This is a genomic window from Desulfallas sp. Bu1-1, from assembly GCF_015594625.1.
Lineage (GTDB): Bacteria > Bacillota > Desulfotomaculia > Desulfotomaculales > Desulfallaceae > JADNRQ01.
On sequence record NZ_JADNRQ010000001.1, the window covers coordinates 1 to 18,725 of the forward strand.

An 18,725-nucleotide genomic window follows, 5' to 3' on the forward strand; every position below is an offset into this window, starting at 1 on the left:
GCGAATTCCTTCTACTCCAACCACTAACCACTAACGACCCACCACCAAATCGCTCGACTTGCATGTGTTAAGCACGCCGCCAGCGTTCGTCCTGAGCCAGGATCAAACTCTCCATATATTTTTTAAGATTATATAAAGAGTTTAATCTCTTTGCTCGCTTTTGGAATTACTCTCGCTCTTTAAGCTCTTGGCTTTTGACGAGGTTTTTTTCCATCTCTCACACTGTTTAGTTTTCAAGGATCAGGTTGTTTTTTCCACCGCTTGTTCAGCGGCATTTGTAATTGTATCATGCCGGAACGGCACTGTCAAGATCTATTTTCCGGTCTCGCTTCGCCGTTTCGCGACGACTTTTACATATTATCATTTAGGCCGGCGCATTGCAAGAGGTAACTTATAGAATTTACCTCAGCCAGCCTAATCACGACTTATAATATAGCACGGCAAGCGTTGGACTGTCAATAAAAAAAGCGGGGAAAAATTAATCTTCCCCGCCGTCGTCCCCGGCAACCACTCTGGCCACTGACACAACATAATCACCCTCGCCCAATTTCATCAACAACACGCCCTGGGTAGCACGGCCAAATAGAGATATATTGTCTGCCTTTAGCCTGATCATAATTCCGTCGGCGCTGATCATCATAATTTCTTCACCGGGCGCGATTACCTGCAAGGCTACAACATGGCCATTGCGGTGCGTGCATTTTATATTGGTAATTCCAATGCCACCCCGGGACTGGACCCGGTACTCACTAAGCCTGGTTCGTTTGCCGTAACCTTTGCTGGTTACCACCAGTAAATCCGAGTTTTCCCGTACCCGGTCCACGGAAACCACCTGGTCACTTTCCCTTAAGGTAATCCCTTTAACTCCCCTGGATACTCTACCCGTGGGCCGGACTTCATCCTCGGGGAACCTGATGGCCATTCCGTATTTAGTGCCGATAATGACTTCCCCGCTGTTGTCCGTCAATAAAACATCCACCAGGTTATCTCCCTCGTCCAGATTAATGGCGATAATGCCGTCCCTCCTGGAGGTGTCGTAATCGGTCAGAGGAGTCTTTTTCACAATTCCATTGCGGGTAGCCATGAACAGGTAATAATCGGGCTCAAAATCCCTGACGGGTATTACCGTTGTAATATATTCATCTTTATCAATATATAAAAGGTTGACTATGGCCGTACCACGCGCCTGCCGCCCGGCTTCGGGTATTTCGTGCCCTTTAAGCCTGTAAACTTTCCCTTTATTTGTAAAGAACAAGAAATAATGATGGGTTGTGGCGATAAACAGGTGCCGCAGGAAATCATCCTCTTTGACCCCCATGGCGTGAATGCCCCGACCGCCTCTTCTCTGGCTGCGGTAAGTATCCAGCGGCATTCTTTTAATATATCCCTGGTTGGTGATGGTCACCACCACATCTTCTTCGAGAATCAAGTCTTCTACTTCGAAATCGATGTTTTCAACGGTCGATATGCTCGTCCGCCGTTTATCTCCATACTTGTCCTTAATTTCCATGATCTCTTGCTTAATTATAGCCAGTACCATTTTTTCATCCGCCAAAACGGATCGAAAATATTCAATTTTTTTGATTAACTCCTTATACTCCGCTTCCAGCTTGTCCCGCTCAAGGCCGGTCAAACGATGCAACCGCATATCCAAAATAGCCTGTGCCTGCAATTCTGTAAAATTAAATCTTTCCATCAAACCGGTCCTGGCCTCGTCCACCGTGCGGGAACCGCGGATGATTTTAATCACTTCGTCCAGGTTGGCCAGGGCAATGCGCAGCCCTTCGACAATGTGCGCCCTTTCCTCGGCCTTCCTCAGATCGTATTTTGTACGGCGAACAATGATCTCCTTCTGGTGTTCCAGGTAATAATAGATGATATCTCTTAAATTCAATATTTTGGGCTCGCCGTTAACCAGCGCCAGCATGATCACCCCAAAGGAATCCTGCATTTGGGTATACTTGTACAGCTGGTTCAAGATCACCCTGGGATTGGCATCCCGGCGCAATTCAATGACAATGCGCATGCCATGCCGGTCCGACTCATCCCTTAAATCGGTAATGCCGTCTATTTTTTTATCCTTGACCAGGTCGGCTATTTTCTCCACCAGTTTGGCCTTGTTAACCTGGTAGGGTAACTCCGTAACGATAATGCTGGTTTTTTTGCCGGTTTCCTCGATTTCGGCCTTTGCCCGGACAATAATAGTGCCCCTGCCGGTTTTGTAGGCCGACTTAATGCCCTCCCGGCCCATGATTATCCCGCTGGAAGGAAAATCAGGACCCTTGATCACTTGCATCAAATCATTGACACCGGCTTCCGGATTATCGATGAGCATTACCACCCCGTCAATTACTTCCGACAGGTTGTGGGGGGGAATATTGGTGGCCATGCCTACAGCAATGCCGGCGGAACCGTTCACAAGCAGGTTGGGAAAACGGGACGGAAGAATCACCGGTTCATTGGCACTGTCATCATAGTTGGGAATGAAATCAACCGTTTCTTTCTCAATATCGGCCAGCATTTCAGTGGCGATTTTGGCCAGGCGGGCTTCCGTATAACGCATGGCCGCCGGAGCGTCTCCGTCCACGGACCCGAAATTGCCGTGCCCGTCCACCAGCGGGTAACGGGAAGAAAAATCCTGGGCCAACCTTACCAGCGTGTCGTAGATGGCCGAGTCACCGTGAGGGTGGTACTTGGCCATAACTTCACCCACAATGTAGGCCGACTTGCGGTGAGGTTTATCCGGCGTTACCCCGAGGGTATGCATGGCGTAAAGTATCCGGCGGTGCACCGGTTTTAAGCCGTCCCGTACATCAGGTAAGGCCCTGCCCACGATTACGCTCATGGCATAGTCCAGATAAGAATGTTTCATCTCGTCGTTTATATTAATGGGAATTACTTTTCCAGTCAGTGCCGGCACAAGTGTTTCACCTCATAAAAGAAATATTTAACATCTTTATTAGTATAATTTCCTTATTTATGTATGGCAATACTATAACAATTATGCGTAACAAAAAAGCGGGAAACACGTTGCTCCCGCCGTATCTTAAGCATCTTAAACATCGAGATTTCTAACAGCCCGAGCGTTTTCCTGAATAAATTCCCGGCGTGGCTCCACTTTGTCTCCCATCAACATGGAAAAAATGTGGTTGGCCTCGATGGCGTCCTCCAGCTTGACTTGCAATATAGTCCGGGAATCAAAGTTCATAGTGGTTTCCCAGAGTTGTTCCGGGTTCATTTCTCCCAATCCTTTGTACCTTTGGATGGATATTTTTTCGCGTCCGATGCGATTGAGCAACTGTTCCAGTTCATGGTCGCTAAACACGTAATAATCGTTTTTTCCTTTACGCACCCGGTACAACGGCGGCTGAGCAATATAAACGTACCCGTTCTCAATTAACTGCCGCATGTACCGGTAAAAGAAAGTAAGCAGTAAGGTGCGGATATGCGCACCGTCCACGTCGGCGTCGGTCATGATAATAACTTTGTGGTACCTGGCCTTGTCTATGTTGAAATCTTCGCCGATACCAGTCCCCAGCGCGGTAATTAAAGCCCTGATTTCTTCGTTTGCCAGTATCTTGTCCATACGGGATTTTTCCACATTTAATATTTTACCCCGCAGGGGCAAAATGGCCTGGTAGCGCCTGTCCCGGCCCTGCTTGGCCGAGCCTCCCGCGGAGTCGCCCTCCACGATAAACAGTTCGCTCAAGGCGGGGTCGCGTTCGGAACAATCGGCCAGTTTGCCCGGCAAGGTTGAACTTTCCAGGGCGTTTTTACGCCTGGTCAACTCTCTGGCTTTGCGCGCCGCTTCCCTGGCCCGAGCGGCATTAATTGATTTTTCAAGGATTTTTCGAGCCACTGCGGGATTTTCTTCAAAATAAGTGCTCAGTTTTTCGGATACCACTGTGTCCACCACACCGCGCACTTCGCTGTTGCCGAGCTTGGTCTTTGTCTGGCCCTCAAACTGCGGCTCGGGAACTTTAACGCTGATAATGATGGTCAAACCCTCGCGAATATCCTCTCCGAGCAGGCTGGCAATACCGTTTTTCAGTATATTGTATTTTTTGCCGTAATCGTTGATAACCCTGGTTAATGCCGTCTTGAAGCCGGTTTCATGGGTACCACCGTCAACGGTATGGATATTGTTGACGTAGGAAAACATGTTTTCCACAAAACCGTCGTTATACTGCAAGGCCACCTCAACCATAATGTCGTCCTTGATTTCTTCAAAGTAAATCGGTTTGTGCAGAACGTTTTTATTTTTATTGAGATGCACGACAAAGTCCTTGATGCCCCCGCTGTGCTGGTAGACAAATTGCTGATCGGTACGCTCGTCGACCAAGGTAATTTTCACGCCTTTAGTCAGGTAAGAAAGTTCACGAAGGCGTTGAAGCAGCGTTTCCTGGTTAAATTCCAGTTCTTCAAATATTTCGTGATCAGGTTTAAAGGTTACCCTGGTACCCGTATTTTTTGCTTTGCCTGTTTTTTGTAGCTTGGTTACGGGCACACCCCGTTCAAAACGCTGGCGCCAGACAAAACCTTCCCTGCGCACTTCAACTTCCAGCCATTCGGAAAGGGCGTTAACCACTGAAACACCCACACCGTGCAATCCACCGCTAACCTTGTAGCCGCCACCTCCGAATTTACCACCGGCATGCAGCATGGTCAGAACGACTTCCACCGCGGGTATGCCCATTTTGGGATGATTTTCCACGGGAATACCGCGACCGTTATCAACAACTGTTACCGAATTATCATGATGCACGATCACGTCTATTTTATTGCAAAAACCGGCCATGGCCTCGTCAATGCTGTTATCCACCACTTCGTAAACCAGATGGTGCAGCCCCCTGGCGCTGGTGCTGCCAATATACATACCCGGCCTGCGCCGAACCGCTTCCAGCCCTTCAAGTACCTGGATTTCCTCGGCACCGTATCTGGTATTATTTTCCAACAATAAGGAATCCTCCATTTCTAAATTTTTTTATATAGGTGCAAAAAGTGTAATATGAAATAATAGCTCTTAAATTTGGTAAGACGCCAGGGCACGCTTTTTTAATGTGGTACAGGAGATGGGAGAAAGATAAATTTCGTTGTTTGTAATTACATAAGTTTTTTCATTCCCCGGTTTTGAAATATTAACAATAAAACCCTCATCAGAGGCAATTTCTAAAAATTCTTTGGTCACGGCGGAAGACTTGGACCTGATATCCAAAATAGCGATGATATCCTTTTTCGGTACAATCACATCACCGCCAAGATGCAAGAACATTTATTTTTCCTCCTTCATCATGCCTTTATTTATAAAGTATACCCTGTCCGACAAACGGATAATTTTATCGGTTAATGTAGTTGTGGTTATGAAAGTTTGAATTTTGTCGCTGACCAGTTGCATTAAATAGTTTTGCCTTTGTTCATCGAGTTCCATCAGTACGTCATCAAGCAACAATACGGGATATTCCTTGATTTCCCGGTGAAACAGCCGGATTTGGGCGGTTTTCAACGCCAGCACAATGGACCTGATTTGTCCTTGTGAACCGTAATAACGAACATCTCTTTGGTTTAGAAAAAAAACAATATCATCACGATGTGGCCCAAAAACGGATTGTTTTTTATATAATTCTTCCTTTTCCCTTGTTTTTCCTTCCCTTACGAAATCTTTTAATAACTGTTCATTATCCTTAACACCGGTAAGCGTGGTGGTGGAAAGGTATTTCATATCCAATTCTTCACCGTCACCGGCAATGCCGCGGTACATCTCCCGTACCAGGGGGAAAAACTGCTTTAATAGCTTAAACCGCCTGGCTAAAACCTCAGCGCCATAGCGATAAAATTGTTCGTTCCATACCTGGAAAGATTCCTGGTGAACCTCCCCAAGGCGCAACAGGTTGTTTCTCTGGATCACCACGCGCCGGTATTGCTGTAAAAGGCGGTGATAGACAGGATCGATGAATCCGAGGTCCTGGTCAATGAAATCACGTCTCCGGGATGGCGGACCTTTGATGATTTGTAAATCGTCAGGTTTAAAAAGAACGATGCCGAAACGCCCGGGCAATAGATTCCGCTTGTTTTCGGCACCGTTAATCAAGACCTTTTTCTTTCCCTCAACATCAACGGTTAATGCCACATCAACATTTAAACCCTGCGACCTCTGCAATTGGTAAGTGGCATTAAGGGAGGTGAAATCGCTTCCCCATCTTACCACATCTCTGTCCCTGTTGCGAAAGGAAAACCCCAAACCGGTTAAATAAATAGCTTCCAGCAGGTTGGTTTTTCCCTGGGCATTGGGACCGGTGATCACATTAATACCATAATGTGGTTTCCAGTATAATTTATGGTAATTTCGAAAATTAACCAGGTCAAGACTCTTTAAAATCAACCACGAGTCCTCCCTAATTGAAAACAACACGAAAAGAGCCCAAATCTGTTACTTCCACCAAGTCTCCGTCCTTTAGTTTGCGCGAGCGTCGGTTTTCAATTTCGCCGTTCACTTTGACATGATTATTAGAAATTAAAATTTTACCCTGACCACCGGTGGAAACCAATCGAGACCATTTTAAAAATTGATCAAGCCTGATTTCTCCATTGACCTGGATATTGCGAATCAATTTTCACGCATCCTTTTCATGCCACGGCCGGTACCAGAAGGGAAAAATAGCCTTCTTGATCAACGGGCAGAAACAAAGCTGGACTTTCCCGGCCGCTCAGCTTAATAATTACGTTTTCTGAATCCATGGAACGGAGCAGTTCAATAAAAAGACGCACATTAAAACCCACATCAATAGGATTTCCGGAAAAATCTGCCATTAATTCTTCCCGGATTCTTCCGGATTCGGTGTAAAAGTAGATCATTAAACCCTGTGACTGAAAAGATATATTAAAAACGTTTCGCTTGGTATCAATCAGTAACGAGGCCCTTTCCGCAGCTTCCAGAAGATCGTTTAGCGGCGCTTTAACCTCACATTCGTAACGGGCGGGTATTACAACCTGGTAATCGGGATACTGACCTGCGATTAAACGGGTCATTAAACAGGTATTGCCAATGACAAAAAAAATCTGGTTCTCTGTCAGATATAAATCAAATTCATCATCCACGGCATCAATTAATTTATAAAGCTCATTTAAAGCTTTACCGGGAACGATTACATTTATAAGCCTGTCCCGGGGTATTTCCAGGTTCTCTTCGCAAACGGCCAGCTTTCGCGTGTCCGTAGCCACCATGGATAAAACACCTTTCTCGTTTAAACGAATATGCACACCGGTGAATATAGGCCGGCGCTCGTCATTGGAAACAGCAAACAGCACTCTTTTCAGCATTCTCTTAAATACATTTTGTTTTATTTTAAGCGCTGGAGTTTGAGGTAAGTCGGGAAATCTTGGAAACTCATCCGCCGGGTAGCCATTTAAAACCAATTCCGAATCACCGTAGGTAAAAGATGTGTTATTGTTGGAAACATCACAACAAACATTTATATCTATATCAGGTAACTTGTTCAGTAGGCTTGTAACATACTTGGCGGGTAAGGCCGCCGAACCTTCTAACAAAGTGGTTACCGGCAAAGTGCAGCGAATACCGAATTCGAGGTCGGTTGCAGTAACAGTAAGAATATTATCGCCGGTTTCAAAATACAGGCAAGATAGTATTGGCAACGGGCTACGCAAAGAAATGGCCCTCTGGGTAATTTGGGTAACTGTATTTAAATCGGATCTGGGTGCAATGAACTGCATAATAACCTCCAGAACAAGAAAAATTCATAGATTAAAGTCGTAGTAACAGTAGTATGAGTGAAATGGTGGATAAGTAGTATTTTCCCCGCCATTGTAAGCTAAAGCCGGTGTATAAGGTTGTAGAAAATTCTCCGGGGATTGGTGAAATTCGTTAGTTGGAAATAACATTATACACAAAAAAATAAACAGGTACTGTTAATTTTGTTTAATAGATTCCATAATGTTTTTGATAGTTAACGCTAGCGTAGCGTCGTTCTTCATTTCCATGGTTATTTTATCATAGGCGTGTAGCACGGTGGTATGGTCTCTTCCGCCAAATTGTTCACCGATTTGCGGCAGTGAATTTTCCGTCATCTCGCGACAAATATACATGGCCACCTGCCTGGGAAAAGCGACAGAACGGGTTCTTCTTTTTGATTTGAGGTCGTCAACCCTAATTCCGAAATAACCGGCTACTTTCTGTTGAATTAAGGGAATAGTAATTTCAACAGGTTTTTTGGCCGGCAGAATATCCTTAAGAATTTCCTTGGCGGTATCGCTATCAATTACTTCTTTCGTTAAGGAGCTATAAGCGGCAACCCTGATTAGCGCACCTTCCAGTTCCCGGATGTTGGAATGGATTTGGTCGGCGATAAAGGCAATCACGCTGTCTGGAACATTTAAATTCTCCATTTGGGCTTTTTTTTGCAAAATGGCGACCCTGGTTTCAAAGTCCGGAGGCTGAATGTCAGTTATCAGACCCCATTCGAAACGGGAACGAAGCCTGTCCTCCAGGGTTGGTATTTCTTTTGGCGGCCGGTCGCTGGAAATGATGATCTGTTTGTTTGCTTCATATAAAGTGTTAAAAGTGTGGAAAAATTCCTCCTGTGTTCTCTCCTTACCGGCTAAAAACTGAATATCGTCAATGAGCAGCGTATCCATATTACGGTATTTGTTTTTAAATTCAACAGTTTTTTCCTCGCGGATGGCGTTGATCAGGTCGTTGGTGAATTTTTCCGAGGTTACATAAGCCACGCGGTTGTTCATGTTGTTATCCTTAATAAAGTGACCGATGGCATGCATTAGGTGTGTTTTGCCCAGCCCCACGCCGCCGTAAATAAACAGTGGGTTATATGCCTTGGCGGGAGATTCGGCTACAGCAAGGCAGGCGGCGTGGGCGAACCTGTTGCTGTCGCCCACAACAAAGTTATCAAAGGTATATCTTGGATTCAACGGTGTATTTTGCAGGTCAAAATCTGCCGGCTGGGGGTTTAAATTATTTAATAACTGGTTGATCTGCTCTTCCACGATAAACTGTACGTCAGTGATGGACTGATTATACTGGTGAATAATTTCTCTAAACAGTGGGGCGTAGCTGTTATTTAACCAATCTCTGGAAAAGTGATCCGGAACAATGATATAAAATATGCTATTTTTAATAGTTACCGGTTTCATTACCTTGATCCATGTTTCGTATGAATGACTATTAAGATGATTTTTTAAATGCGTAATGGTTTTTTCCCAAATGGTGGTTAAACTGGAGTAAGACAATGGGTATATCCCCCTCAGACAGATTTGTTAATAATTTTGTCACGTTTTGTCTAAATCTAAAAGAAATTAATATTAACATTTTATACACATACTTATCCACAGGCTGTGAATAAGTCAAATGTATACAAGGGCTAAGCTAAATGATACCAAAATTTACTGATCTATTCAATAAGCATAACAATTGTCTTGGCATTACGCAGTGTTCATTCGCGAAAGTCGGAAAAAATCACTGCTTGACTCAAAAACAGGGCATACTATATAATGTAGTATGTACGCCTAGTATTTTCCAAGAAATTGTATCAATATTATATAATTGAAAAAGACAGTAGCCGGGGGGTGTTTAAGTGAAAAGAACATTTCAACCTAAAAACAGGCAGAGAAAACAAGTTCACGGCTTTTTGAAGAGAATGTCAACCAAAGCGGGACGGAGGGTTATCAAGAGAAGAAGACTAAAAGGCAGAAAAAGGCTTACAGCGTAAGGCCGCTTGATCCAAGTGGCCTTTTGCTAATTATATAAGGTATGAAAAGCCGTTATGAATAAAAAATACCTGATCAAGAAAAACAAGGAATATCGAAAAATCTATAACGAGGGTATCTCATTGGCCAATCGTTATGCGGTAATTTTTACCCTCAAGAATAGCCTGGGCCAAAAGAGATTTGGATTTTCAGTCAGTAAGAAAATAGGTAAGGCTGTGGAAAGAAACAGAGTGAGGCGCAGGTTAAAGGAAATTTGCAGAAAAAACGATGAATTCTTTCTAAACGGATATGATTATATATTAATCGCCCGTAAGGGAATTGAAGAGTTAAGTTACAACTCAATACAGGATAGTGTGGAAAATCTGGCGTACAGAATAAACAAAAAGATAGCAAGGGAAAATTAGTATTGTGAAAAAAATGTTAATTTATGTTGTCCGGTTTTACCAGCTTTTTATATCACCAATAAAGGGACGGACTTGCAGGTTTTACCCGACATGTTCCGAATATACAATCCAGGCTATGGAAAAATATGGTCTTATTAAAGGATCATTCAAGGCAATCATCAGAATTTTAAAGTGCCATCCTTTTCACCCGGGCGGGCATGACCCGGTTTAAACTATTTTATATTTGGTTCAACCCAGGGAGGCGATGGTTTGGGCGAGATATTTCAAACGCTTGTTGATGGCATGACTTCTTTAACCCACTGGCTGTACGGCCTGACGGTAACGATTGGTTTACCCAGTTATGCACTGGCCATTATTCTGTTGACAATATTAATTAAACTGGTGTTGTTTCCATTGACCCATAAACAAATGACTTCTATGAAAAGAATGGCCGAGATTCAACCTAAAATCAAGGAAATACAGGAAAAGTACAAAGGTAAGGACCCGCAGAAAATGCAGCAAAAGATTATGGAAGTTTATAAGGAAAACAATGTTAACCCCATGGCCGGATGCTTGCCTATTCTAATCCAGATGCCGATTTTGATTGCCTTGTATCGATCTTTGTTGCACATTAAGTTTTTAGATCCTCAACATGCCGGTTTTTTCTGGATTAAAACTTTATCAGCTCATGACCCGTATTATATACTACCTGTTTTGGCTGGTATTACCACTTATATGCAATCAAAGCTAACCACATCTACCACCGATCAAACGCAGCGCATGATGCTTTACATGATGCCTGTGTTCATTGCCTGGATCAGCACAACGGTTCCTGCCGGGCTGGTGTTATACTGGGTGACATTTAATATTTTGGGTTATGCTCAACAGATTCTGGTCAATAAGCAAGTAGAGCAGATAAAGGAGGGTGCTCCTTCGAAGTGAATTACATTGAAAAAACCGGTAGAACAGTGGATGAGGCGGTTGAAAGCGCGTTAAAAGAGATGAATTTAACCAGGGATCAAGTGGAAGTTGAAGTATTGGAGGAGCCCACCAAGGGGTTGTTCGGAATATTGGGAGGCAAGCCCGCACGGGTTCGGGTGATGAAAAAGGACAGTCCATCGGAAAGGGCCAGGGAGTTGCTGGAAAAAGTTATGCAAACCATGAACCTGAACGTGGATATTGAAGTGAATGAAAAAAATGAAAAGATACTGATTAATATTAACGGGCCCGATTTGGGAATACTGATAGGCAGACGGGGGGAAACGCTGGACGCGCTGCAGTACCTTGTTAATTTGTCTTCCAATAAAAACATGGAAAAAAGAAAAAGGATATTAATCGATATTGAAGGCTACCGCAAGCGGCGTGAGGAAACGTTAAAAAAGTTGGCCTACAAGTTGGCCGACAAAGCCAGGCAGCGCGGTCGCAATGTGGTGCTGGAACCGATGAACTCGATGGAAAGAAGAATTATCCATACCGCTTTGCAGGACAGGGAAGATATTTATACCTTTAGTGAGGGAGAAGAACCATACAGAAAAATAATCATTGCTCCCAAAAAATAGAGTAAAATAAGCCCAGCCGGAAAAAGGCTGGGTTTTTTAAAAATATGGAGGTAGCATATGATTGGTGACACCATAGCCGCCATCTCCACACCCCTGGGTGAAGGCGGTATCGGTATTGTCCGGGTTAGTGGACCGCAAGCGATTTCGATTGCGGAAAAAATATTTCAACCTTATAAACAGCGCGACTTAAAAAAAGATAACTTCCGGTTGATCTACGGGTATGTTCACGACCCGGAGGATAATGAAATTATAGATGAGGTTTTATTGGGCGTGATGCGGGCGCCCCATACATACACCAGGGAGGATGTGGTGGAGATAAACTGTCACGGCGGCATATTGCCGCTGCGAAAAACGTTGGAACTTGTTCTTTCCCTTGGGGCGCGTCTGGCCGAACCAGGTGAATTCACCAAGCGGGCATTTTTAAACGGCAGACTGGACATGGCTCAGGCCGAGGCCATTATCGATATTATCAGGGCTACCACCGATGATGCACTGCGCTTGGCCGTGGGGCAACTCAAGGGGGGGTTGTCCAAAAAAATTAATGCCATCCAACAGGAGTTGTTGCAAATCACTGCTTTGATTGAAGCCAGCATCGACTTTCCGGAAGATGATGTGGATGCATATGATGTGGAAGATATTTATAACCGGGTGGAATCAATCAGGCAGGAAATTGAGAAAATGCTGGCGGGTGCGGAAACGGGAAAAATATACCGGGAAGGTCTGAAAACCGTTATTGCCGGCAAGCCGAACGTCGGTAAATCGTCTTTGCTAAATGTATTACTGAGGGAAAAAAGGGCCATTGTTACCGATATACCCGGCACCACCAGGGATATTATTGAAGAAGTGTTGAATATCAACGGTATACCGTTAAGGATTATAGATACCGCAGGAATCAGGGAGACGGAGGACGTTATTGAAAAAATAGGCGTACAGAAAACCAGGGAAAGCATTGATCAGGCTGACCTGGTGCTGCTGGTTTTTGATGCGGAGACGGGTTTCAGTAATGAAGACGAGGAAATAATAGATCTGGTTAAGCAAAAAAAAGGAATTAAAATATTAAATAAAATCGATCTTAAACACCCTACGGATTTAAAAAACAAGCTTAGCGGGGTGTTGCCCGGTTGGCCACTGGTGGAAATATCTGCCACACAGGAAGCGGGAATAGATGATCTGGAAAAAGTAATATATGACCTTGTGACCCAAGGGCGGGTTGTGCCACGGGATGGTACTCTGGTCAGTAACGTCAGACATAAAAACCAGCTTAAGAAAGCACTGGAAAACTTAAAAGAGGCGCAGGCGGCAATAAAATCCGGATTGGCCCTGGATTTGATAGCCGTGGACATCCGTGGCGCCTGGCAGGCGATTGGTGAAATCAACGGCACTGCTATAACGGAAAATATCGTGGATAAAATATTTGAAGAGTTTTGTATTGGAAAGTGAGGTGGAGATATGGAATATTTGGCTGGAAAATACGACATAGTGGTTGTGGGGGCCGGACATGCCGGTTGCGAGGCGGGGCTGGCAGCCGCCAGGATGGGTATGAAAACACTTGTTTTGACAATAAATATGGATAATATTGCTATGATGCCGTGCAATCCCGCCATGGGCGGACCGGCCAAAGGTCAGCTGATCAGGGAAATAGATGCGCTGGGCGGGGAGATCGGGCTTAATACGGACCGGTCGGCAATCCAGATGCGCATGTTGAACACCGCCAAGGGACCGGCTGTGCAGGCATTGCGTGCCCAGGCTGATAAAAAGATTTATCACGTGAACATGAAGTGGGTGCTGGAAAACCAGAAGAATCTTGATATCAAGCAGGTAATGGTGGAGAAAATACTGGTGCGTGGTGACAGGGTTGTGGGAGTGGTGGGACAAACCGGTGCGGTTTTTGAAGCCGGAGCTGTAATCCTCACCACGGGCACCTATTTGAGGGGACGGATAGTAATCGGCAACCTGGCTTACTCGGGCGGTCCCAGCGGGTATTTTCCCTCAATAAATTTATCGGCAAGCCTCAAGGAATTGGGGTTTACCCTGGGTAGATTTAAAACAGGGACACCGGCCAGGGTAGATAGGAGAAGCATTGATTTTAACAAGATGACTATTCAGCCGGGAGATAAAAAATTACTTAATTTCTCTTTTATTTCGGATGTAACGGACAGGGAACAGATCCCGTGCTGGCTTACCTATAGTAATGAAAAGACACATAAGATAATAAGGGAAAATTTGCACCGTTCGCCTCTTTATAGTGGATTTATTGAGGGTGTAGGACCGAGGTACTGTCCTTCAATAGAAGATAAAGTCGTCAGGTTTGCCGACAGGCCGGCACATCAGGTATTTATCGAGCCTGAAGGGAGATGGACTAATGAAATGTATGTCCAGGGGATGTCCACAAGTCTTCCTGAGGATGTTCAAGTAGCCATGTTGAGAACATTGCCGGGGTTGGAGAATGTTGAAATTATTCGGCCCGGCTATGCCATTGAATATGATTATATCGACCCAAGCCAGCTTAAATTATCGCTGGAAACAAAAGCGATCCACGGTTTGTTTACGGCTGGACAAATTAACGGTACTTCCGGTTACGAGGAAGCCGCGGCGCAAGGTATAATCGCAGGCATTAATGCTGTCATGTATTTAAAAGGGGAAGAGCCGTTTATTATTTCACGGTCGGAGGGATATATCGGGGTATTGATTGATGATCTGGTCACCAAGGGTGTTACCGAGCCTTATCGTCTTCTTACATCAAGGGCGGAATACCGTTTAATGTTGCGCCAGGATAATGCCGATTTAAGATTAACTGAACGCGGGTACCGGATCGGCCTGGTAACCCCGGAACGCTATAAACGTTTTATCAGCAAGCGAAAAGCAATTGAAGCGGAGATTGAACGGCTTCAAAGTACCATGGTGGTAGTGAGCCCCGAAATGAATGAAATTCTGAAGACAAAAGGATCGTCTCCAGTGCAGGGAAGTACAACATTGGCTAATTTATTAAAAAGACCTGAAATAGAATACGGTGACCTTTTAAAATTACCCTTGGAGCACCCGCAGCTGGACGAGGAAGTCATGGAGGAAGTGGAAATACTGGTTAAATACGAAGGATATATCAAAAAGCAGGAGTCACAAATTAAAAAGTTTGAAAAGATGGAAGGAATGAAAATACCGCCCGATATTGATTATAAAAAGGTAAGAGGTTTGGCGGTCGAGGCAATGCAGAAACTAGAAAAAATAAGACCTGTATCAATTGGACAGGCTTCGCGCATTTCCGGGGTCAACCCGGCGGATATTTCAGTATTACTGGTGTACCTGGAAAAGAACAGGCGCAATATAGCAGGTGGAGATACCGGGTAATGAATATATTTAAACAAACCATAGTAACTGGCGCGGAAAAAATGGGATTGAACATTACGGAGGAAATGCTGGAACAGTTTGAGGAATACTCCCATCTGTTGCTGGAGGAAAATAAAAAATATAATTTAACTTCCATCACGAAACAGCAAGAAGTGGCGGAAAAGCATTTCCTGGATTCATTAATGATCAGCAGGGAATTAAAATATTTTTTTAATATTTCCATGATTGACATCGGCAGCGGAGCTGGTTTTCCAGGTCTGCCGACAAAAATATACCGGCCGGATATTGAGGTTTTACTGGTTGACGCAGTTAGAAAAAAAGTTGATTTTATGAATAAAGTTATTACAAAGCTGAGTTTAAAAGGGGTTAACACAGTACACGCAAGGGCGGAAGACTTGGCCGGAAAAATCAGAGAAAGTTATGATGTCGCTGTCAGCAGGGCGGTAGCGGAGATGCGGGTACTGGTTGAATATACACTGCCATTTGTTAAGCCGGGTGGTGTTTTTATTGCTGCCAAAGGACCCGGCGTAACAGGAGAAATTATCTTGGCCCGGCATGCGATCAATGTACTGGGCGGTCAGGTGGAAAACATTAGGCATGATAAACTGCCGGTCAGCGGTGACCCCAGGGTCATCATCACCATCAGAAAAGTAAAAAATACGCCGAAAAAGTACCCGCGCAAGGCGGGTAAACCCAGGAAAAATCCGCTTTAAAAATTAAATTAACCTTTGCAATATGTAATTCATAAATTGAGGATCTATAGTCATGTGTGATGTAAACAACCAATTAAACATAGAAGGATTCAATTATTAAAATAGGGCAGGGGGTGAGTGTATCCCTGTTTTTTTGTTGCAAATAAAAGGGAAGGAAGATTGGATATTGATGTGGAATAAAATTTATGGAAATACAGCCTCCGAGGGGTGCATAAAGTGGGTAAGATAATCGCAGTAGCCAACCAGAAGGGGGGTGTGGGCAAGACAACAACAGCGGTAAACCTGGCGGCGTCGTTGGCTATGCTGGGGTGCGGTGTATTGCTTGTTGATATTGATCCGCAAGGGAATGCAACCAGTGGTTTGGGCGTTAATAAAGACGCACTGGAACAACATATATATGATTTAATACTTGGTAATGTGGACATTGAAGATATTATAATTCGAAACATCATCGAGAATCTTGATTTAATTCCGTCATCTATCGAACTGGCGGGGGCGGAAATTGAACTGGTCGGTATGGAAAACAGGGAAGTACTAATTAAAAATATATTACGTAAACAAAAAGAAAATTACCAGTACATCATTATCGATTGCCCTCCTTCGCTGGGGTTGCTGACTGTCAACGCACTGGTAGCGGCGGATTCGGTTATTGTACCTTTACAGTGTGAGTATTATGCGCTGGAGGGACTTGGTCAACTAATGAACACAATTAATCTAGTTCAGCAAAGAATGAATAGAGATTTGGTGTTGGAAGGCGTTGTTTTAACCATGTATGATGGGCGAACAAACTTATCCATTCAAGTTGTTGACGAAGTAAAAAAACATTTTAAAGATAAGGTATTTAGGAGTATTATACCCAGAAATGTCAGAATAAGCGAGGCGCCAAGCCACGGAAAACCAGTTATGTTATACGATCGCAGGTCCCGGGGGGCCGAACAATATCAAGAACTGGCGCGTGAGGTGATGGGGATTGACTAAAAGGAGAGGGTTGGGCAGGGGTTTATCCGCGCTTATACCGGTGCAAGAAAACGTTGAAAACGGCAATATGGAAAATGAGTTACAACATATATCCTTAGACCAGATTAAACCAAATCCAAATCAACCCAGGCAAAAAATAGATGAAAAGGGTCTGGAAGAATTAATGGAATCAATAAAAACGCATGGGTTGATTCAGCCGATTATTGTCAGACCTAAAAATGATAAAAGTTACGAAATTATTGCCGGTGAAAGACGCTGGCAAGCATGCAAAAAATTAAATATGGATCGGGTGCCGGTAATAATAAGAAAATACAATGATCTTGAGGCTTCGGCCGCAGCATTGATCGAAAATATACAGCGAGAGGATTTAAACGCTGTAGAGGAAGCAAATGCCTATAAACAGTTAATGGACAGCTACGGTCTCACCCAGGAGGAATTATCGAACCGGGTGGGTAAAAGCAGGTCTTTTATCGCAAATATGATAAGATTATTGACGCTACCACCGGAAATCAGGGAAATGCTGGCGGAGGGTGTGATATCTGCCGGTCACGCAAGAGCATTGGTGGCCCTGGAAGATAGCGAAACACAAATAAAATTTACTTTAAAAATTATAAAACAACAGTTAAGCGTACGTAAAACTGAAGAAATGGTTAGAAAATATATTGAAGGTAAAGGTAAGGAAAGACAGAAAAAACAAACCGACCAGGAATGCTTGATTTGGGAAAGGGAACTTGCAGAAAGGCTTGGAAAAACTGTCAAGATTAAAAACAATTCCAAAGGTAGTGGTAAATTGATTATTGAATACAACAACCGAACAGAATTGATTCGTTTAATAAACAAACTAAAAATCAGTTAATTGTTTCACGTGAAACAATTGAATGGAGAAATCTTTATGACAGGAACAATTGTCAACGTGGTTGCCATTGGTTTGGGTGCTATAATCGGGGTAACACTTAAAAGAGGTATTTCGCCGGAGATAAAAAGTACGGTAATGCAGGGAATTGCCTTGGCTGTATTTTTGGTGGGCGCTCAAATGTCCTTACAGGCAAGCCAGCTGCTGGTTGTAATAATCAGCCTGGCCCTGGGCGGAGTGTGCGGGGAATTATTAAAAATAGAATACAGATTGGAAAAATTGGGATTATGGCTGGAAAGCAAGATGGGCGGTGACGGGGGGGATGTTGCCCGGGCTTTTGTGACAACCAGCCTGGTTTACTGTGTCGGGGCCATGGCGGTTGTGGGTTCAATTGAAGATGGGTTAACCGGAAACCCGAACACCCTTCTGGCTAAATCTCTTCTGGACGGCGTCAGTGCAATATTTTTTGCTTCCACCATGGGCATCGGGGTATTGTTTTCGGGATTGCCCGTGCTGGTTTATCAAGGAACTATTACTTTGTTAGCCTCTACCCTGAAAGATATCTTAAACCCGTTTGTTATCAGCCAGTTAACTTCCACAGGTGGTTTGCTGATCATCGGCATTGCTGTAAATATACTGGAGATTAAAAAAATAAAAGTTGGGAACCTGCTGCCGGCTGTAATCGTAGTGATACCTCTAGCTTACTTTGCCCAGAAATTAAATTTTATTTAACATTGATTCAACTGCAAAAACACCACAGCGGCAGGCGATCCGGCGGATTTTTGGAGTGAGTGGAGCACTGGATGCGGTCCCTAGCCTGTCATATCCAAAGAGTCATGACCCCTTGGGGCGTGAAGAAGTAGTTAGGCAGTGAGTTGCAAGCGTTAACTACAAGCTTCACCGTCTTCAAAAGTAAAATTGTGAAACGAACGGAAAAAACCGCCGGAGCGCCAGATACAAGTAACGGTTTTTGCAGCGAAATCAATATTATAATCCACACGAATCCACGGGAAAGGGTGGATTATTTTTTATTAAGAAACACATGTTCTGGTATAGTTAAAACAGGGCGTATGTTTTTTACTAAATACCGTGGAAACAGGGGATTTAATATCATAAGTTTGACATAATAAATGTGGATATTAAATTGTATTAGTTATTG

At 44.0% G+C, this 18,725-nt stretch carries 18 protein-coding genes and 1 rRNA gene; 11 read left to right on the plus strand and 8 right to left on the minus strand.

The window, feature by feature from the left end:
• The 8 genes from IT084_RS00005 to dnaA form a co-directional block, all read right to left on the minus strand.
• Positions 1 to 118, minus strand: a 16S ribosomal RNA gene (locus tag IT084_RS00005); the annotation flags it as partial.
• Positions 119 to 478: 360 nt separating this feature from the next.
• Positions 479 to 2,920: a DNA gyrase subunit A gene (gyrA, locus tag IT084_RS00010; RefSeq protein ID WP_195710002.1), complete on the minus strand. Its 2,442-nt coding sequence runs from the start codon at positions 2,918 to 2,920 to the stop codon at positions 479 to 481.
• Between the two features lie 135 nt (positions 2,921 to 3,055).
• A complete protein-coding gene (gyrB, locus tag IT084_RS00015) occupies positions 3,056 to 4,972 on the minus strand; it encodes a DNA topoisomerase (ATP-hydrolyzing) subunit B (RefSeq protein WP_195710004.1) in 1,917 nt (638 codons plus the stop codon).
• 51 nt (positions 4,973 to 5,023) lie between these two features.
• Positions 5,024 to 5,272, minus strand: a complete 249-nt coding sequence (remB, locus tag IT084_RS00020; protein WP_195710006.1) for an extracellular matrix regulator RemB — start codon at positions 5,270 to 5,272, stop codon at positions 5,024 to 5,026.
• Positions 5,273 to 6,379 (minus strand): DNA replication/repair protein RecF, encoded by a 1,107-nt coding sequence (recF, locus tag IT084_RS00025; protein WP_195710008.1) that lies wholly within the window; start codon positions 6,377 to 6,379, stop codon positions 5,273 to 5,275.
• 13 nt (positions 6,380 to 6,392) lie between these two features.
• On the minus strand, positions 6,393 to 6,605 hold the full coding sequence (locus tag IT084_RS00030; RefSeq protein ID WP_195710759.1) for an RNA-binding S4 domain-containing protein: 213 nt from the start codon (positions 6,603 to 6,605) through the stop codon (positions 6,393 to 6,395).
• Between the two features lie 19 nt (positions 6,606 to 6,624).
• Complete coding sequence (dnaN, locus tag IT084_RS00035) at positions 6,625 to 7,728, minus strand: DNA polymerase III subunit beta (RefSeq protein WP_195710010.1); 1,104 nt, start codon at positions 7,726 to 7,728, stop codon at positions 6,625 to 6,627.
• 195 nt (positions 7,729 to 7,923) lie between these two features.
• On the minus strand, positions 7,924 to 9,258 hold the full coding sequence (dnaA, locus tag IT084_RS00040) for a chromosomal replication initiator protein DnaA (protein WP_195710012.1): 1,335 nt from the start codon (positions 9,256 to 9,258) through the stop codon (positions 7,924 to 7,926).
• Between the two features lie 344 nt (positions 9,259 to 9,602).
• Here dnaA and rpmH point away from each other — a divergent pair, with 344 nt between their 5' ends.
• From rpmH to IT084_RS00095, 11 genes are all read left to right on the plus strand, one after another.
• The gene (gene rpmH, locus IT084_RS00045; RefSeq protein WP_195710015.1) at positions 9,603 to 9,737 is read left to right on the plus strand and encodes a 50S ribosomal protein L34; all 135 of its coding nucleotides are present in this window, start codon (positions 9,603 to 9,605) and stop codon (positions 9,735 to 9,737) included.
• Positions 9,738 to 9,791: 54 nt separating this feature from the next.
• The gene (rnpA, locus tag IT084_RS00050) at positions 9,792 to 10,139 is read left to right on the plus strand and encodes a ribonuclease P protein component (RefSeq protein ID WP_195710017.1); all 348 of its coding nucleotides are present in this window, start codon (positions 9,792 to 9,794) and stop codon (positions 10,137 to 10,139) included.
• Position 10,140: 1 nt separating this feature from the next.
• Entirely contained in the window at positions 10,141 to 10,350 is a 210-nt protein-coding gene (gene yidD / locus IT084_RS00055) for a membrane protein insertion efficiency factor YidD (RefSeq protein WP_195710761.1), read from the plus strand.
• Between the two features lie 47 nt (positions 10,351 to 10,397).
• Entirely contained in the window at positions 10,398 to 11,060 is a 663-nt protein-coding gene (locus IT084_RS00060) for a YidC/Oxa1 family membrane protein insertase (RefSeq protein WP_395879298.1), read from the plus strand.
• The gene (jag, locus tag IT084_RS00065; protein WP_195710019.1) at positions 11,057 to 11,677 is read left to right on the plus strand and encodes an RNA-binding cell elongation regulator Jag/EloR; all 621 of its coding nucleotides are present in this window, start codon (positions 11,057 to 11,059) and stop codon (positions 11,675 to 11,677) included. The genes IT084_RS00060 and jag overlap by 4 nt, the downstream gene beginning before the upstream one ends.
• A 57-nt stretch (positions 11,678 to 11,734) precedes the next feature.
• Complete coding sequence (mnmE, locus tag IT084_RS00070) at positions 11,735 to 13,117, plus strand: tRNA uridine-5-carboxymethylaminomethyl(34) synthesis GTPase MnmE (RefSeq protein ID WP_195710021.1); 1,383 nt, start codon at positions 11,735 to 11,737, stop codon at positions 13,115 to 13,117.
• A gap of 9 nt (positions 13,118 to 13,126) precedes the next feature.
• The gene (gene mnmG, locus IT084_RS00075) at positions 13,127 to 15,022 is read left to right on the plus strand and encodes a tRNA uridine-5-carboxymethylaminomethyl(34) synthesis enzyme MnmG (RefSeq protein WP_195710023.1); all 1,896 of its coding nucleotides are present in this window, start codon (positions 13,127 to 13,129) and stop codon (positions 15,020 to 15,022) included.
• Positions 15,022 to 15,735 (plus strand): 16S rRNA (guanine(527)-N(7))-methyltransferase RsmG, encoded by a 714-nt coding sequence (gene rsmG, locus IT084_RS00080; RefSeq protein WP_195710025.1) that lies wholly within the window; start codon positions 15,022 to 15,024, stop codon positions 15,733 to 15,735. Before mnmG ends, rsmG begins: the two co-directional genes overlap by 1 nt.
• A 216-nt stretch (positions 15,736 to 15,951) precedes the next feature.
• The gene (locus IT084_RS00085; RefSeq protein WP_195710027.1) at positions 15,952 to 16,713 is read left to right on the plus strand and encodes a ParA family protein; all 762 of its coding nucleotides are present in this window, start codon (positions 15,952 to 15,954) and stop codon (positions 16,711 to 16,713) included.
• Positions 16,706 to 17,569 (plus strand): ParB/RepB/Spo0J family partition protein, encoded by an 864-nt coding sequence (locus IT084_RS00090; protein ID WP_195710029.1) that lies wholly within the window; start codon positions 16,706 to 16,708, stop codon positions 17,567 to 17,569. Before IT084_RS00085 ends, IT084_RS00090 begins: the two co-directional genes overlap by 8 nt.
• 36 nt (positions 17,570 to 17,605) lie before the next feature.
• On the plus strand, positions 17,606 to 18,298 hold the full coding sequence (locus IT084_RS00095) for a DUF554 domain-containing protein (RefSeq protein ID WP_195710031.1): 693 nt from the start codon (positions 17,606 to 17,608) through the stop codon (positions 18,296 to 18,298).
• The last annotated feature ends 427 nt before the right edge of the window (positions 18,299 to 18,725 follow it).

Excerpts from the sequence above, each read along its gene's own strand:
- remB (WP_195710006.1), bottom strand. The coding sequence starts at position 5,272 with ATGTTCTTGCATCTTGGCGGTGATGTGATTGTACCGAAAAAGGATATC.
- mnmE (WP_195710021.1), top strand. The coding sequence starts at position 11,735 with ATGATTGGTGACACCATAGCCGCCATCTCCACACCCCTGGGTGAAGGC.
- mnmG (WP_195710023.1), top strand. The coding sequence starts at position 13,127 with ATGGAATATTTGGCTGGAAAATACGACATAGTGGTTGTGGGGGCCGGA.
- IT084_RS00095 (WP_195710031.1), top strand. The coding sequence starts at position 17,606 with ATGACAGGAACAATTGTCAACGTGGTTGCCATTGGTTTGGGTGCTATA.
- gyrB (WP_195710004.1), bottom strand. The coding sequence starts at position 4,972 with ATGGAGGATTCCTTATTGTTGGAAAATAATACCAGATACGGTGCCGAG.
- rsmG (WP_195710025.1), top strand. The coding sequence starts at position 15,022 with ATGAATATATTTAAACAAACCATAGTAACTGGCGCGGAAAAAATGGGA.
- rnpA (WP_195710017.1), top strand. The coding sequence starts at position 9,792 with ATGAATAAAAAATACCTGATCAAGAAAAACAAGGAATATCGAAAAATC.
- dnaN (WP_195710010.1), bottom strand. The coding sequence starts at position 7,728 with ATGCAGTTCATTGCACCCAGATCCGATTTAAATACAGTTACCCAAATT.